Source organism: Nostoc sp. NMS2 (assembly GCF_017115105.1).
Taxonomy (GTDB): domain Bacteria; phylum Cyanobacteriota; class Cyanobacteriia; order Cyanobacteriales; family Nostocaceae; genus Nostoc.
Genome location: NZ_JABXKH010000150.1, coordinates 1 through 15,376 on the forward strand (window position 1 = coordinate 1; position 15,376 = coordinate 15,376).

Sequence of the window (15,376 nt, forward strand, 5' to 3'; positions counted from 1 at the left end):
GGCAAATCCTTATTCATTAGAGTTGAACTACAGGTTTCAAGATAGACGTGGTTTATATATAAGGCTTAAAAGCGTGGCAACGTCAATAAACTAGGGTTAATATCCTGTAGTTTTGCACAGCCGCTAAGTGCCATTCCCACATTTAGCTCATCTTGTAGCAGTGAGATGACGTGAGATACACCAACTTGTCCTGCGACTGCTAGCCCCCACAAAATAGGTCGTCCGATTAGTACCGCTTTTGCTCCTAATGCCAGAGCTTTGAGAATGTCTGTACCCCTGCGAATGCCTCCATCCAGCAGCAATTCTACTTTACCATCCACTGCTGCTACTATTTCAACTAGGGCTTCTATTGAAGCGATCGCACCATCGAGTTGTCTGCCACCATGATTGGAAACTACAATTGCTTTGGCCCCATATTCCACAGCCCGCACAGCATCATCTCCCCGTAAAACTCCTTTGATGACTAAAGGTAGTGGAGATAAAGATTGCAACCATGCCAAATCGTCCCAAGTTACTGCTGGATTTAGCTGTTGGGCAAAATAGGTAAATAGTCCAGATTCGCCTTTTTCATGGGAAATATCTAGCCCTGAGATGGTGGCGAGATTAGCCAGATGTAAGTCTGTGGGTAAGGCGAACTCGTTACGTTTATCTCTCTCTCTCTGTCCGAGAACAGGTGCATCTACAGTCAGACAAAGTGCTTTGTAGCCTGCTTTATAAGCTTTTTCTACTAAAGCGCGAGTTAATCCCCGGTCTTTATGGATGTAAAGCTGGAACCATCGCAGAGAATCTGGAAATTTATTAGATGCAGTCGCTACTTCTTCAATGCTCTTTGTTGCCATTGTACTTAATACCATGCCCACGCCAGCTGATGCGGCAGCTAGAGCCGTAGCCACTTCTCCATCTGGATGGGCTAGACATTGAAAAGCCATTGGCGCAATTAACAAAGGTAGTTGCAGGGGTTGTCCTAAAATGGAGGTAGTTAAATTGCGATCGCTAACATCGACTAATATCCGAGGTCGTAACTTGACTCGCTCAAAGGCAGCACGATTATCTCGTAATGTGATTTCGTCCCAAGCACCACTGCTATAGTAATCAAGGGTCATTTGAGACAGATGTTCTTTTGCTAGCTTTTCGTATTCAAAGAGATTTATGGGTTGAAAGCGATGGTCGTTGGGTACAACTGTCATGGTAGAGGCTGTGGGTTAAGCAATGGGATGTTTTTTAATCCGATTGTCCGATTGAACAATTTATCAAACAGAATTCAGGAGTCAGGAGTCAGAATAATGCCTCCGGCACGCTCCGCGAAAAGAATGAATTCTGTGCGACTGGCGGATGAATAATCGGAGTTTTTGCACCCCCACCAAATTGAAAATTTGGTGGTCTTCAATCAGTCGCAGGTCTGAATCCCTGACTGATGGTTACTGAGCGTAGCCGAAGTATTGATTCTGACTCCTGAATTCTGTTAGCGATAGCGGGGCGTTTAACCCGTTCTGAATTCTTCTTCAATTAGTAACTGAGTTCTTTTAAAGAAATCTATCTAATAATTCTTCTCTAGATAGTTGCAGTAATAAAGGTGTAAATTCCTCTGGTGATAATGCCAATAAAGCTTCTGTAATTGCTCTTAGTTCTGCATCTAAAGAACCAAAGCGGACTCGTAACAAATTCTCTATAACATTACGACGTTCTGCTTGGATTCCTTCTTGGATTCCTTCTTGGATTCCTTCCTGAATTCCTTCTTGTTTAACTTCTGCTAATTTTTGCTCGTAAATAGGTGATAAACGCATAATTAAATCTCTATCCTCCTCGTCTATATTCTGATTAAATTCTAAGGTAGTCTTTAAATTCAATAATAAATCAATTGCTTTACAACGTAAGGGATTATTTGGAGGAAGTGCTTCTAGTTCATCTATTGCTTGTTGCTGGACTCTTCCCTTACCTAAAATTCTTAACCATAGTGTTTCTTCCGTACATGCTAATTGGTGAATTACGACAATTGCTGTTCTGAAATAATCGCCTAAAAAATGTACTCCTATTCCCCAATTTTCCTCATCTAGGTTAGTTCTAAAACCATCTAGTATAGATTCGGAAGCCGTGGGTGACAAAATCCACAAACGTGGTAATTCTGATTCTGCAAGCCGATTTTTATCACCTTTAGCTTGACGTTTGACCTCAGCAAAAATATCAAATAACTTATTCATGCAACTGCGGATTTCCGCAATTGTAGCCGCATTTCTAAATGGTTCAACCAATGCAGGTTCAGCCGCAAACTTTCCTAATAGCCCTAACTCTATTATATTCTTTGCGGATTGGGGTGGAGGTACGAAATAAACATCAATCTCTCGGATTTGGGCTGGAACTTTCCGACTGGTTTCCACTTCTCCCAATGGCTGTAACAATTCTTTAAGATAGTCTTTGGCGAATTGGTCGTAAGGAAACCTGGTCATTAGCTGATTTTTGGGCTGTACCAGTATTTTACATCACAGTGCGATCGCATGAGTAACTCTACCAGTTTCGCCATCCGCCTTTGGGTGTAACTTCATTACTTGTAGACTTCAGTCCATGACTTTGAATTAAAGATTGATATTCTGTGCTACTTGCCCAACGGTCAATTTCTCGCGCCCGCAACACTGGCACTGGATGGGTTAATTGGGCTGTGCGGGCTGCTTTAACCATTTCGCCTAGTTCGGTCTTGCTAATGTCATCGTAAGCGCGGGCTTGGGCAACAAAGGCATCGAGATTCAGTTGTGGCGCTAAGGTGGGGGAACCACCAGCCAGCTTCATTAACACTGACATGACAACTTTGGGATCTTGGGTTGCTAGTAATGCGGCGCGATCGCAGGTAAACTCAGCACAGCGTACCCATTCTAAAAGCTGTGCCTGTATCGCTTGAGCAACAAAGGTTCCGACATTGGGCACAATTGCCGCAGCTAATATTAGTAAATTTACAGGGGTCAAGTAAACGCTATGGTCACACTTGAGATGCCCCAACTCATGGGCAATTACTGCCTGGATTTCCTCTGGGGTGAGAATATCAATTAGGGATGTGTGTAGCACCACAAAGGGCTGCTTACCCCGCACGGCAAAAGTATAGGCGTTGGGAGCCGGATGTTGCCGGACGTACAACTGAGGAGGCTCTATATCCAGAATTTCACAAGCGTCTAACAACAGCTTGTATAAATCAGGTAGTTGTTTTTCACCCACCAGAATACTGGAAGCAATATTTTCTACATAGAAAACCTGCTCTGCCATTGGCCCAAGCCAATTTCGCACCAACATATCTATGCCTGGTATTTGCTTGAGCGTTTTAGTAGCTTCCAGGTCTAATGGATGACGAAATGAGTCAGCTTTTAAACCAATCAGAGGGGTTTTGAAGAAGGACATAGTGCAGCAAGCTATAAAAAACACAACTATGGAATCTGGCTGTTTATTTAAATCAGCCACCCACAGTTAGTATAACTATTTAACCAGGGTTGGCAGGGGCAAGGGGGCAGGGGAGACAAGGTGACTTGGTTGAGAACTTGCAACAAGTCTTTCCCCTTGTCCCCAATTCCTCTTCCCCCTGCCCCCCGCACCCTGCCCCAATTCCTCTTTTCCATCCCCCTGCTCCCTTGCCTCTTGTTCAACCGATCAATTTCAACTTGAAAGGCTACTGATAGTGGGAGCGGTTTCGGCATCTGCTGGTGTTTCGCCCACACGAAGGATTTTAGCTCCCAATTGCTGCAATTTCATATCGAGTCGATCGTAGCCGCGATCGAGGTGCTGTAATCCCTGAATTGTGGTTTGTCCTTCTGCCGCCAGTCCTGCGATGACAAGCGCTGCTGATGCTCGTAAGTCTGTGCCTAATACTGGTGCGCCAGATAATTTCGGCACTCCCCGAACGAAAGCAGCGTTACCTTTGACACGAATATCTGCCCCCAAGCGATTCAACTCTGAGGCATGACGCAAGCGATTTTCAAAGACGGATTCGTTAATCACGCTGTCGCCTTCGGCCAATGTCAGCAAAGCCATGAACGGCGCTTGCATATCTGTGGGAAAACCTGGATGGTATTGAGTTTCAATATCCGTTGCCTTAAGGATTTCTGCTGGCAGAATGTGTAAACATTCAGGCTTTTCCTCAATTATTGTCACCCCAATATCCCGCAGCTTGGCAATCACTGGTATAAGATGTTCTGGAGCTACTGGCGAGAGGGTAAGTTCGGAACGGGTAATTGCTGCTGCCAATAAAAATGTCCCGGCCTCAATGCGATCGGGGATAATACTGTAATCAACAGAATGCAGCTTGGGGACTCCTTCAACAATAATCCTGCTAGTCCCCGCTCCCTTAATTTTGGCTCCCATTGCGTTACAGAAGTTAGCTAAATCAACTACTTCCGGTTCTCTGGCAGCATTTTCGATGATCGTTTCCCCCTCTGCCAGGGTAGCCGCCATCATCAAGTTTTCTGTCGCTCCGACGCTGGCAATATCTAAGTAAATCTTCGCACCTTTTAATCTCCGGCTGCTGCCAGGGACGTAGGCGTTACAAATGCCATGCTCAATCTGCACCTCAGCCCCCATTGCTTGCAGTCCTCGCACATGCAAGTCAACTGGTCTTGCCCCAATAGCACAACCGCCTGGTAAAGGCATTTGTGCTACTCCCAATCTTGCAAGAATGGCACCAATGGCGAAAAAACTCGCTCTTAGCTGGGTAACTAGTTCGTAGGGGGCTTTTGATGTTTTAATTTCGCTGGCGTTGATGTCTAAAATATCGCCTTGCCGTGTTAAACGTACACCCAAAGCCGATAACACCTGACCCATCCGCTCTACATCCGCTAATAAGGGGACATTGCGGATACGACAATCGCCCGGACACAGCAAGGCTCCAGCCATGATTACCAATGCTGAATTTTTTGCCCCGCTAATTTTCACATGACCTCGCAAAGGATGCCCGCCCCAAATTTGCAAGACTGAGGAGTCTGCTTCTGGAGCAATTTTGGCATCTGGTAAGCTGGTAGAAGGATTGATAAGCCTACCTCCAAAAGTAATACGTATTTTATATGTTTGAAGTTGGTTTTGATTCTACAGTAAAGATTCAAATTGTCCACATTTTAGGGCAACATCTTGCATAAAAAAATTGTTTTTTGGTGAAAAATACAGGCTGAGAAGAAGCAGTACCAAGCCTTTTAAGCTTTTAAAAAATTTAATAAAAAAGAACGAATAAGTAGTAGTTTTAAGCAAAATTAAATACTCAGTAAAATAACTTAAGTGTTCTCTAAAAATCAATGCTGTACTGTTAAGTTAATATTTTGATTCCACCTAATTTCCTGAAAAATTCGTTTCTAGTCTGAGCCTCTTATGAGGAGGTGTTAGGTTTTAACTTGACAAAGGTAAAACATAACGCAATAATAAGAAATTGTCGATAAGAACAATTGCCAGCGGAACTGGCGGAATGGCAGACGCGCTAGATTCAGGTTCTAGTGCCGCAAGGCTTCCGGGTTCAAGTCCCGGGTTCCGCATATCAATTTTAGATTTTAGATTGCCGATTTTGGTGAAGAAGTGCGTCTTTGGGTTTCCCCCACAAGCAACTGCTGTTAGCGATCGCGAAGACCGAGCGTCACCAAGGGATTAATCTAAAATCTAAAATCCAAAATCTAAAATCGTGTTGACCAGTTTACAAAATTCCCTAGTTAAGCACATTCGCAAACTCCACTCCACCAAGGAGCGGCATAAGCAGCAGTTATTTTTACTGGAAGGGACGCACCTGTTGGAAGAAGCTTGTGCGGTCAATTACCCACTAGAAACAGTGTGTTGTACTCCAGATTGGCAAGTAGCCCACTCGTCACTCTGGGAAGAAGCTTGTAGTAAAAGCGATCGCGCCGAGATTGTCAGTGAAGAAGTATTAAATGCGATCGCTACTACAGTCCAACCTGATGGTGTGGTGGCAACGGCAAAACGAAGCGATAGCCAAACTCAACTACCATTGACTGGTTTAATTCTAGCTTTAGAAACCGTACAAGATCCAGGCAACCTGGGGACGATAATTCGCACTGCTGCTGCGGTGGGAGCATCAGGGTTGTGGGTAAGTAGAGATAGTGTAGATTTAGACAGCCCAAAAGTTCTCCGGGCTTCCGCAGGGCAATGGTTTCGCCTAGCAACGGCCGTGACCGAAGATTTAAAAGCTACAGTTCAACAAAGTCAGCAAGCAGGAATGCAGGTAGTGGCAACCTTACCCAGTGCGACTTTAACTTATTGGGATGTAGACTGGCGCAAACCCAGTCTGATTTTGCTGGGAAATGAAGGTGCTGGATTGTCGGCAGATTTAGCAGCGATCGCAGATAAGCAAGTCAGAATTCCTTTGAATCCTGGGGTAGAATCTTTGAATGTAGCGATCGCAGCCGCTTTAATGTTGTACGAAGCTCGGCGGCAAATGAGTTAGGAGTTAGAACTCATAAATCATAAATTTTTTGTTTTTTCTTCGAGATATTGTTCAATATCAGCAACTGCATCCTCAAGGGCCGCTAAATCAATAGCGATCAAATCTTGATTGAGTTCGACTTCATTGACACTAGTAGTATGCACTTGGGGGAGTTGTGGAATTTCTTCTTCCTCAGTTGAAATTTCTTGTAAGATATCCTCCAACTGATCGAGGGATTGCTGAAACACTTGATCGGCGACGCGGCGCTGTTGTGGCTGAATTGGCTCCATAATATTGACTTGAAAATCCTGATTTACTGACTTAATTTTGATTGCAGTTTCTACAGATTTAAATTTTGCACTCATAACATCATAGTTGTGTGCTGTATCAACTTTAGCAGTGGTTATCAAGAATATCGATACTTGGCTTTGGTCAATAAGAGGAAAAGGGGCAGGGGAGCAGGGGGAAAATTCCTCTCCTCTGCACCCTTCCCCCTGCCCCTCTGCCTCTTTTGCCCAATGCCTCCTTTAATGCAATTCAAATCTTGCTTGAAAGAAGCGGAGATACTTCGGCTCATAAATCATTTTGAGTCCGCGTAGGCGATCGCGATTATAATAAACTTCTTCAACGGCTTCAGCAGTCAAATCCATGTGAGCCTGGGTGTAAACACGGCGGGGAATAGTTAAACGGACTAGTTCTAACTCTGGATAATAATTATCGCCTGTTTCTTTGCTGCGCCCGGCCGAAACGATGCCCCGTTCCATTGCCCGAATGCCTGCCTCTAGATATAGTTCTGCTGCTAGACGTTGTGCCGGAAATTGGTCTTGGGGAATTTGTGGTAAAAAGCGTTTGGCATCTAAATAAATGGCGTGACCGCCAATAGGTACAACAATTGGAATACCCCAATCTAAAAGCTTTTGTCCGAGATACTCAACCTGACCGACACGGGCACGAATATGATCGTCTTGAACTGACTCTTCTATACCGCGTGCCATAGCTTCCATATCCCGGCCAGCCATACCACCGTAAGTATGTAAACCTTCATAAATTACTATTAGGTTACGTGCTTCTTCGTAAAGATTATAGTCATTGAGAGCCAACCAACCGCCAATGTTAACCAGTGCATCCTTCTTGCCGCTCATAGTGCAACCGTCGGTATAGGAGCAAAATTCGCGTAAGATAGTAGCGATCGCCTGGTTAGAATAATCCTCTTCCTTCTGCTGGATAAAGTAAGCGTTTTCCACAGCGCGGGTGGCATCAAGAATAATGTGGATACCGTAGCTTTGGGCTAACTGATATACCGCTCGCATATTAGCCATTGAAATCGGCTGTCCGCCAGCCATATTAACGGTTCCGGCGACGCTGATATAGGGAATACGTTCTGCTCCAACTCGCTCAATTAAGTCTGTGAGCTTTTGTAAGTCTACATTACCCTTGAATGGATGCAGTGATTGGGCATCGTGGGCTTCATCAATAATCACATCGATAAAAGTGCCGCCAGCTAACTCCTGATGCAACCTGGTTGTGGTGAAATACATATTGCCAGGTATGTAGTCACCTGGTTTAATCAGTATTTGAGAAAGAATGTTTTCTGCACCACGCCCTTGATGAGTGGGTACAATATGGCGATAGCCGTAATACTTTTGGATACTTGCTTCTAAGTTGTAAAAATTTTTGCTGCCGGCATAAGCTTCATCTCCCAGCATCATCCCTGCCCATTGGTAATCGCTCATAGCTGAAGTACCGCTATCAGTGAGCAAATCAATGTAGACATCTTCAGAACGCAGTAGAAAAGTATTGTAACCGGCTTGTGCGATCGCCTGTTCGCGTTCAGCGCGAGTAGTGATTTTTAACGGCTCAACCACCTTGATTTTATATGGCTCTGCCCAAGAGCGACGGCGGCGCGGGGAAGTTTGCTTTGCATCGGTCATAGATTCATTGCTCCTTCATACAGGTAAGCCAAATATTTGCATACCATTTTGGGTGCTAATACTTACTATTGCCAAGACCGTCATAAGTAGTTTTAGCGGTCTTTAGGGGCACACCACTGAGCTATTGGTTCAATTCGTGCTTGCTGGATCAATTCTAAAACTTGTGATTTATTACAACCATAGGTAGATGCTAACAATTCTTCACCTTGTTTTTTTGCATCGTCGGCTGACACACCAAAGGTGATAATTTCTTCATCTTGGTTAGCTGTAATTCTCTCAACTGGAATGATACAGATATATTGCGGTTCATTCTGTCTTATTTGTTGCACCATTATTTACCTACCATTTCACTATTAATTGTGTCTATTTTCAAGTCTAGATAAATCATGAGTGAAAGTGAAACATAACCAGTATTTAAGTAGTTTTTGATTTAAATAACACTACCTTTTATACCTGGTTAAGACAACGTTAAGAATTTTCTCAAAATTACCAAATTTCTCAGTGTAAACAGTTACGTATGAGAAAATATAGTTAAGCATCAACAAATATCTTTTTGTAAATTTTTGTTCGTTTTTTAAATCAGTAATGCGTTAAGACACACGCATTATCGTAGACATCCCTGCACGGTTTAATTTAAATCTCTGTTGGGGACTGACAAATAAAAAAACATCCCAAATTTTCTTGTGGGATGGGTGTCCTCACCCGTCCCAAATTCAGGGCGGGTAGGATGCCTACGCCACAAGATGGATAATTTATTTCTTGGAAATCCTTGGATTAGTCTCTGGGAATCAGCAAATAAAGGCTGATTCCCCAAAGATGAACTTTTCTTTGCTCAATACAGGCTTCATGTCTTGAGTAAGTGCAAGTTTAATAAAAATTGGAGGTTATAAAATGGCAATTCGGAATAACTTAGTTAACAATTTCTGGCAAAAAGTACAAAAAGATTCAGTTAGTTGGGGATCGTTAGCTCTTTGGATTAGTGCATTAGTTGTTCTATTAGTAATGCTTACCATGTTTTCTAACGCTTAGGTTATTTTAGTTCCTGGGCAACAGCTTAGGAACTAACATAGGGTGGACTTTCATCCCTAGAAAACTCAAATTATGAACTGCAAACTTCTGGTAACAGTCGTAGTGCTAGCTACTACTAGCTTTGTTACTCCTGTTAAATCTCAAGAACCTACTACCGACACACCAGCAAAGTCGAATCAAGTTTTGAATGCTTGTATCCAAAATCAAGCAGAAACTTTACCGAATCCCTTTAGTGATGTACCAACAGACCATTGGGCTTTTAAAGCAGTTATGACGATGCAGTACTGCGGTGCATTCCGTAAAGCTACGCCACCAGCTTTATTTCAGAAACTGCAACCAACAAATAGCCAGCAGCAACCGCAGAAAGAACCGCAGTTTCAAAAATAGGAAGTTGCTTATTTAAAGATATGAAAATATCACGTAGATATAAGTTTGAGTAGCATCTAACTCACGTCAAAATAGAATTTATCTCGGCAATTCTGCAAGATAGATATGCGTCAAATTGTGCTAGATGCAAAAAGTGTGCTATTCAGCATTTAATGGTATTTTCGCCTTTTGAAACACCTGCTCAACAGTAAATTCCAGTCCCTCGAATAGGGAATCTGTGAGTAATTCGTCTCCCATATAAGTTTGTGGTGCTGCATCTGGATAAAAAACAGTAATACTTCTGGCTTTACTATCTACCACCCATACCCGCAGCACCTTAGCGTCCAAATAGTTTTTGGCTTTAGCTGCCATTTGTCCAAAGGTTTGTCCCGGCGAAATAATTTCAATCACCAAATCGGGAGGAACAGAACATGCTCCTTCTTGGTCCCAGTCAGGGGGTAAACGTTTATTAGAAATATATAAAATATCTGGTATTGGTACCCAATCTCGCCCTTGACGGGTTAATGCGACAGCTAATTCTGGGTAAACTTCTCCTTTTCCCTCACAGCATTGTTCAATCAAATTGAGAAGTGCGCGAGTAAGTTTAGAGTGGAATTTTTTTGGTGACATTTTAGGAATTGCTTGACCATCAACAAGTTCATAAGTTATATCTCCTTCACCTGGTGGAAGATTTAGGAACTCTTGCAAGGTTAATTGATTTTTGGCTTGGAGTATCATGGCTCAGTAATTCGTAATTCGTAATTCGTAATTCGTAATTGAAGGACAGAGCAACTAATTTTTATATTGTTCACATTCCTCGTAACACTTGGCGAATAATATCAGATGGTACTTCATCGGTAACTGTAACTACACCAATTTGCGTTGGTAAAACAAATCGCACTTTTCCTGCTTTTACTTTTTTATCTAGTTGCAACGCCTCAATAATTCCTTCAATATCCACCCCAGATGGTAACTGAGTCGGTAAACCCGTTTTTTGAATTAAAGCATTTTGACGTTCCGTGTCAACATTTTGCCACATTCCCAATTCCACAGCAATTTGGCCGGCTGCTACCATACCAATGGCTACGGCTTCACCGTGATTTACTAAACGATAACCAGTCAAGCTTTCCACTGCATGACCGATAGTATGTCCATAGTTGAGAATCGCCCGCAATCCGCCTTCTTTCTCATCTTTGCTAACAACGTCAGCTTTGGCTTGACAAGAGCGATTTAATATGCTGTTTATTAGTTCAGGTTTTACATAGCGGAGTTGGTCGAGCCGTTTACTTGCTTCCAACTGGGTAAACAATTCAGCATCCCAAATTACACCGTACTTAATAACTTCTGCCATTCCTGCCCGAAATTCGCGCATCGGAAGGGTTTTTAACACATCTGGGTCAATCAAAACCAAGCGCGGCTGATGGAATGCCCCAATCAAGTTTTTGCCGTGGGGATGATTTACACCAGTTTTGCCACCAATTGCCGAATCTACCATCGCCAGGAGAGTTGTAGGCACTTGGACAACATTAATGCCACGCAGCCAGGTTGCGGCGGCAAAGCCAGTCATATCGCCAATCACACCTCCGCCCAAAGCCACCATAGTAGCAGAACGTTCTAGGCGGTTTTCTAAGGCGACATCGTAGAGTTTTTGGATGGAATTGAGGTTTTTGTAGCGTTCACCAGGTGGTAAGGTGCAGCTAGCAACTTCAAATCCAGCAGATTTCAGGGATGTAATTGCTCTTTCGCCATAATGCTTAAAAATGGTCGGATTAGAAACTAGCAGTATCTTCTTGCCTAGCTTCAGATTGGCCATCTGTTGACCCAGTTGATCTAAACTCGAAGATGCGATCGCAATTTCATAAGACTGCTCTGGTAAATTTACATTAATTACAGAAGTCATTGCTTAACCCCAAACAAGCTCTCGTGGGCTGTATTCTATCGCAATCTGGGAAGTGGGGGAGATGAGGAAGACAAGAACAACCATGCCCCAATGACAAATGACAAATGACAAATGACTAATAACTAATGATTCAATAGATTTAGGAAGTATTGTGGAGAAAAATAAATGTTTGCAATTGCAGCTTACATCGGCTTTTTAGCTTTGTTCTTTGGTTTATCAGTCGGTCTGTTGTTCGGTCTGCGGACTGCCAAGATAATTTAACCAAGACTCTTGTGGGGCGGGCATCTTGCCTGCCCTCAATCAGGGACGGGTGAGACACCCATTCCACAAGAAGATATTTATCCTACAACAGCCGGACTTGCTAGCTTTTCCTGTCTTTGGGAAGGTGGACGCATTCCTAAACCAAGTAAATTCAGCATTTCTCGGTCAGTATCATAATCTGGACAGGGAGTTGTCACCGTCAACATTTTATTGTCGTCGCTGGAAAAGATAGAATTGGCTCCCGCCATAAAGCAGAAAGCTTGTTCAACTTGAGAAAGTCTAGCCCTACCAGCACTCAGACGCACATCAGAAGCTGGCATTAAAATTCTAGCTGTGGCAATCATTCGCACAATATCCCAAATAGGGACATCAGGCTGATTTTCTAAGGGTGTACCCGGTACTTGTGAAAGAATATTAATTGGTACTGACTCTGGATGCGGATGTAAGCTTGCCAGAGTTTGTAACATTCCAACCCGGTCATCGACGGTTTCGCCTAAACCCAGGATACCGCCGGAACATACGGTAACATTGGTCTGACGGACATTTTCTATTGTATTTAAGCGATCGCTATAAGTTCTCGTGGTAATAATTGTGTTGTAATATTCCTGCGAGGTATCTAAGTTATGGTTGTAGGCGTAAAGTCCCGCTTCTTCTAATTTCCTAGCCTGATTCGCCGTCAACATACCCAGAGTGCAGCACACTTCTAAACCCATTGCAGTCACATCCTTGACCATTTCCAGGACTTCCTCAAATTGTGAGTTATCCCGCACTTCGCGCCAAGCAGCACCCATACAGATGCGACTAACACCAGTTTCTTTTGCTTTCTGGGCGATGTTAACAACCGTTTCCTTTTCTAAGAGTGCTTCCGCCTTTACCTCTGTTTTATAGCGGGAAGATTGGGCACAGTAGCTACAATCTTCTGGGCAACCTCCCGTTTTAATGGATATAAGCTTACAAACTTGTATTTTTGTTGGGTCATGATATTGGCGATGCACGCTAGCAGCTTGATAAATAAGCTCTAGCAATGGCATATTGTATATCGCCCGAATCTCTAATTCCTGCCAATCGTAGCGTATTCCCACCACATCACTATCCTTCTTGTAGACTGGGTTAATCAAGAACTGTCTTTTGGTTGAATTTCCTGCGGTACAGTGTTTGGGCAAAGCGATTTTATCGAAGTTATGCCCCGCACCGTGCTTTATCACCCATTGGCTCTCAATCCTTGCGCTCTAGATATTAGACATCAGCTTATCAAGATTTTGGTGGAATGGCAGATTACCAGCAAAAATACTCACCCTATCTGTTGTAAAGGGTATGGGGCAAAACAGTTCTAACTGCTGCTGCTAAACCGTAGGTATGAGAGAATTTATAAAATTTAGAGAACGTGCATGGGAATAGATCCCGTCGATTATGATATCAGAACTGCCACTAATTACTAGCGATCGCCTATTGTTACGAGCGGCGATTCATGAAGATATACCCCAAATTCTCAAATACTTCATTTATAACAAAACTTATCTCACCCCATTCTACCCTCTATGGGCTGATGGTTTTTTCACTGAAGAATATTGGCAATATCAGATAGAGAATAGTTTTCTCGAATTTATTAATGGGCAATCATTAAAGCTATTTATTTTTACAAAAAAAAATCCTACTGTAATTATTGGAACGGTCAATTTTAGCAATTTTGTCCGAGGAGCCGCTCATTTTTGCTACGTGGGATATAGCCTTGCTGAAAGTAAACAAGGTAAAGGATATATGACAGAAGGGCTAAAAGCCGCAACTCAATATCTCTTTCAAGAGTTAAATTTTCACCGAGTTATGGCTAATTATATGCCTCACAATCGACGCAGTGGCAATGTCTTAAAAAGACTCGGATTTGTCATTGAAGGATATGCTAGAGACTATTTATTAATTAATGGCCAATGGGAAGATCATATTATGACAAGTCTTACAAATACTAATTGGCAAGCACCAAAATTTTAAGCAGCTATTTTCTAACAGTGTATAGATACCGAACTTCTTAAATAAGTTCGGTATCTGTGTATTATGTTTATTTATATACAGTCAATCAAAAAATTGAGACATTAGTTTACAGCATCTAGAAATTCATAGTAAATCCATAATAAATACACAACAACTCCACAAGCAAATGCAAGAGTAATGTTTATTCACCATCTCGACAATGAGCCAATGGGTGAATTTCTTTTAGATGATTGAGGAGTTTTTCAAAATGTCTATTAATTCCATAAAGCGCTTATCTGTATTTTCTACTATCTTCGCTTTTGCTACCATATTGCACGGAGTGGTTTTGGCAGCACCAGTTCCAACTTCCCCCACTACACAACCAGCCTTAAAAACTCAAAATAGTCCTACAGCACACCAAAAAATTAAACTCACAAAGCAACAGCGCCTACAAATTCAGTTGGCTCGCCAACAAAGAGATAAGGATATTGAAGCTCTATTAAACCCGTCCCAAGATACTAAATTTAAGGCAGCCCTGCAATCCCGTCAGAGAATCAGAATAGTGTTAAAATCTTTGGATCTGAATCAAGATCAACAAAAACAGGTTCAATCAATTTTGCAAACTTATAACCAGCAAGTAAAACAAATTCTCTCTTCACAGGCATCACAACCAACATCAAATTCAGTAGGAATTACTTCACCAACATCAAACCCAGTAGAAACTACTCAACCAGCATCACAGCCAATTAAAAAGTAAAAAACTCAGTTTGATTTAATTAAGGTTAAATTTCCGAAGACTGGCGGATTTGATACAAACTTCGATTCAGCCAGTCTTCATACCAATCATAAAAACTTAAAGGCTGCTCCTCATTGTTATTTGGATGATAATCATCATCGGTATCATGGAAAGCATGACAAAAATCCAAAGAAGCAGGATATATCCCATTATCATTAGTACGGTCATCTATCCAGATTTTTCCTGACTGCTCCCCAGTAATGACTAATATGGCATCAATTCCACAACCATAAGTTGCAATGGTGAGAGTACCCTGGATAAACTTATTGTCAAAGTAAGCATCATTTCTATTCTTGACAATCAAATCTAAATCATTCCACGCTTCTGTTAAAGGAAATGGTTTAGAGAGAATTTCGTACTTCTCTTGGTATAGTTTTTCTGGGATGACATCTTCATATTCAATCCCCGATAGTCCAGATAAGCCGTATCCTGGCCCCGCACCACCATTGCCAATTTCTAACAGAAAGTTTTTATATTCACTTGGTAAACTAATATTGCATCTGGATTCAAACACTTGAATATCTTTGTTACTCAAGCAAGGTTTTAATTGATATTGGTGTGATTCTGAACCAAAAATCTCAAATGTAGCGTCTAAAATAGCTAATTGAGTTAAATTTTTCTTTAATTGCAAAACTTTATTCATTATGCGCTCTAGATTTTGATGGTGGCGCTGCCATATTTTAGATATGGTCGCTTTTTGCGTCTATGCTGATGTTGAAGCCAGAGGTAGTATTAAG

Annotated in this window: 17 protein-coding genes and 1 tRNA gene; 7 read left to right on the forward strand and 11 right to left on the reverse strand. The window is 42.2% G+C overall.

Annotated features, from left to right (window positions below; translation table 11 throughout):
* Positions 1–65: 65 nt before the first annotated feature.
* The 4 genes from HWQ36_RS27235 to murA form a co-directional block, all read right to left on the reverse strand.
* Complete coding sequence (locus tag HWQ36_RS27235) at positions 66–1,187, reverse strand: alpha-hydroxy acid oxidase (RefSeq protein WP_292708703.1); 1,122 nt, start codon at positions 1,185–1,187, stop codon at positions 66–68.
* A 336-nt stretch (positions 1,188–1,523) separates the two neighbouring features.
* Positions 1,524–2,444, reverse strand: coding sequence for a hypothetical protein (locus HWQ36_RS27240; RefSeq protein ID WP_292708705.1), 921 nt, complete (start codon positions 2,442–2,444; stop codon positions 1,524–1,526).
* Between the two features lie 58 nt (positions 2,445–2,502).
* Positions 2,503–3,381, reverse strand: coding sequence for a M48 family metallopeptidase (locus tag HWQ36_RS27245; protein WP_292708755.1), 879 nt, complete (start codon positions 3,379–3,381; stop codon positions 2,503–2,505).
* 252 nt (positions 3,382–3,633) lie between these two features.
* Entirely contained in the window at positions 3,634–5,001 is a 1,368-nt protein-coding gene (gene murA, locus HWQ36_RS27250; protein ID WP_292708756.1) for a UDP-N-acetylglucosamine 1-carboxyvinyltransferase, read from the reverse strand.
* 410 nt (positions 5,002–5,411) lie between these two features.
* On the opposite strand from murA, the gene HWQ36_RS27255 reads away from it, so the two are divergent.
* Positions 5,412–5,492, forward strand: a tRNA-Leu gene (locus HWQ36_RS27255).
* Positions 5,493–5,635: 143 nt separating this feature from the next.
* On the forward strand, positions 5,636–6,412 hold the full coding sequence (locus HWQ36_RS27260; RefSeq protein WP_292708707.1) for an RNA methyltransferase: 777 nt from the start codon (positions 5,636–5,638) through the stop codon (positions 6,410–6,412).
* 17 nt (positions 6,413–6,429) lie between these two features.
* Here the strand turns inward: HWQ36_RS27260 and HWQ36_RS27265 are convergent, their stop codons facing one another.
* The 3 genes from HWQ36_RS27265 to HWQ36_RS27275 form a co-directional block, all read right to left on the reverse strand.
* A complete protein-coding gene (locus HWQ36_RS27265; RefSeq protein ID WP_366829787.1) occupies positions 6,430–6,756 on the reverse strand; it encodes a hypothetical protein in 327 nt (108 codons plus the stop codon).
* 162 nt (positions 6,757–6,918) lie between these two features.
* Positions 6,919–8,322, reverse strand: a complete 1,404-nt coding sequence (locus HWQ36_RS27270) for a tyrosine phenol-lyase (RefSeq protein WP_292708709.1) — start codon at positions 8,320–8,322, stop codon at positions 6,919–6,921.
* A gap of 92 nt (positions 8,323–8,414) precedes the next feature.
* On the reverse strand, positions 8,415–8,654 hold the full coding sequence (locus tag HWQ36_RS27275; RefSeq protein WP_292708711.1) for a hypothetical protein: 240 nt from the start codon (positions 8,652–8,654) through the stop codon (positions 8,415–8,417).
* A gap of 559 nt (positions 8,655–9,213) precedes the next feature.
* Here HWQ36_RS27275 and HWQ36_RS27280 point away from each other — a divergent pair.
* Positions 9,214–9,351 carry a hypothetical protein gene (locus HWQ36_RS27280; RefSeq protein WP_292708713.1) on the forward strand — a complete coding sequence of 46 codons (138 nt, stop codon included), beginning with the start codon at positions 9,214–9,216 and terminating at the stop codon, positions 9,349–9,351.
* Positions 9,352–9,423: 72 nt separating this feature from the next.
* Positions 9,424–9,738, forward strand: a complete 315-nt coding sequence (locus HWQ36_RS27285; protein WP_292708714.1) for an S-layer protein — start codon at positions 9,424–9,426, stop codon at positions 9,736–9,738.
* A gap of 138 nt (positions 9,739–9,876) precedes the next feature.
* Here HWQ36_RS27285 and HWQ36_RS27290 read toward each other — a convergent pair whose 3' ends face one another.
* Positions 9,877–10,455: a Uma2 family endonuclease gene (locus HWQ36_RS27290; protein WP_292708716.1), complete on the reverse strand. Its 579-nt coding sequence runs from the start codon at positions 10,453–10,455 to the stop codon at positions 9,877–9,879.
* Between the two features lie 70 nt (positions 10,456–10,525).
* Positions 10,526–11,617: a 3-dehydroquinate synthase gene (gene aroB / locus HWQ36_RS27295; protein WP_292708718.1), complete on the reverse strand. Its 1,092-nt coding sequence runs from the start codon at positions 11,615–11,617 to the stop codon at positions 10,526–10,528.
* 165 nt (positions 11,618–11,782) lie between these two features.
* Here aroB and HWQ36_RS27300 point away from each other — a divergent pair, with 165 nt between their 5' ends.
* Entirely contained in the window at positions 11,783–11,878 is a 96-nt protein-coding gene (locus HWQ36_RS27300; RefSeq protein WP_094332720.1) for a cytochrome b6-f complex subunit PetL, read from the forward strand.
* A 77-nt stretch (positions 11,879–11,955) separates the two neighbouring features.
* Here the strand turns inward: HWQ36_RS27300 and bioB are convergent, their stop codons facing one another.
* Positions 11,956–12,963: a biotin synthase BioB gene (gene bioB, locus HWQ36_RS27305; protein WP_292708758.1), complete on the reverse strand. Its 1,008-nt coding sequence runs from the start codon at positions 12,961–12,963 to the stop codon at positions 11,956–11,958.
* 325 nt (positions 12,964–13,288) lie between these two features.
* Between bioB and HWQ36_RS27310 the strand changes: the two genes are divergently transcribed.
* Both HWQ36_RS27310 and HWQ36_RS27315 read left to right on the forward strand, forming a co-directional pair.
* Positions 13,289–13,864, forward strand: coding sequence for a GNAT family N-acetyltransferase (locus HWQ36_RS27310; protein ID WP_292708721.1), 576 nt, complete (start codon positions 13,289–13,291; stop codon positions 13,862–13,864).
* 247 nt (positions 13,865–14,111) lie between these two features.
* Positions 14,112–14,600, forward strand: coding sequence for a hypothetical protein (locus HWQ36_RS27315; protein ID WP_292708723.1), 489 nt, complete (start codon positions 14,112–14,114; stop codon positions 14,598–14,600).
* A 25-nt stretch (positions 14,601–14,625) separates the two neighbouring features.
* On the opposite strand, the gene HWQ36_RS27320 is transcribed toward HWQ36_RS27315, so the two are convergent.
* Positions 14,626–15,282: an SMI1/KNR4 family protein gene (locus HWQ36_RS27320; protein WP_292708725.1), complete on the reverse strand. Its 657-nt coding sequence runs from the start codon at positions 15,280–15,282 to the stop codon at positions 14,626–14,628.
* Between the last annotated feature and the right edge of the window lie 94 nt (positions 15,283–15,376).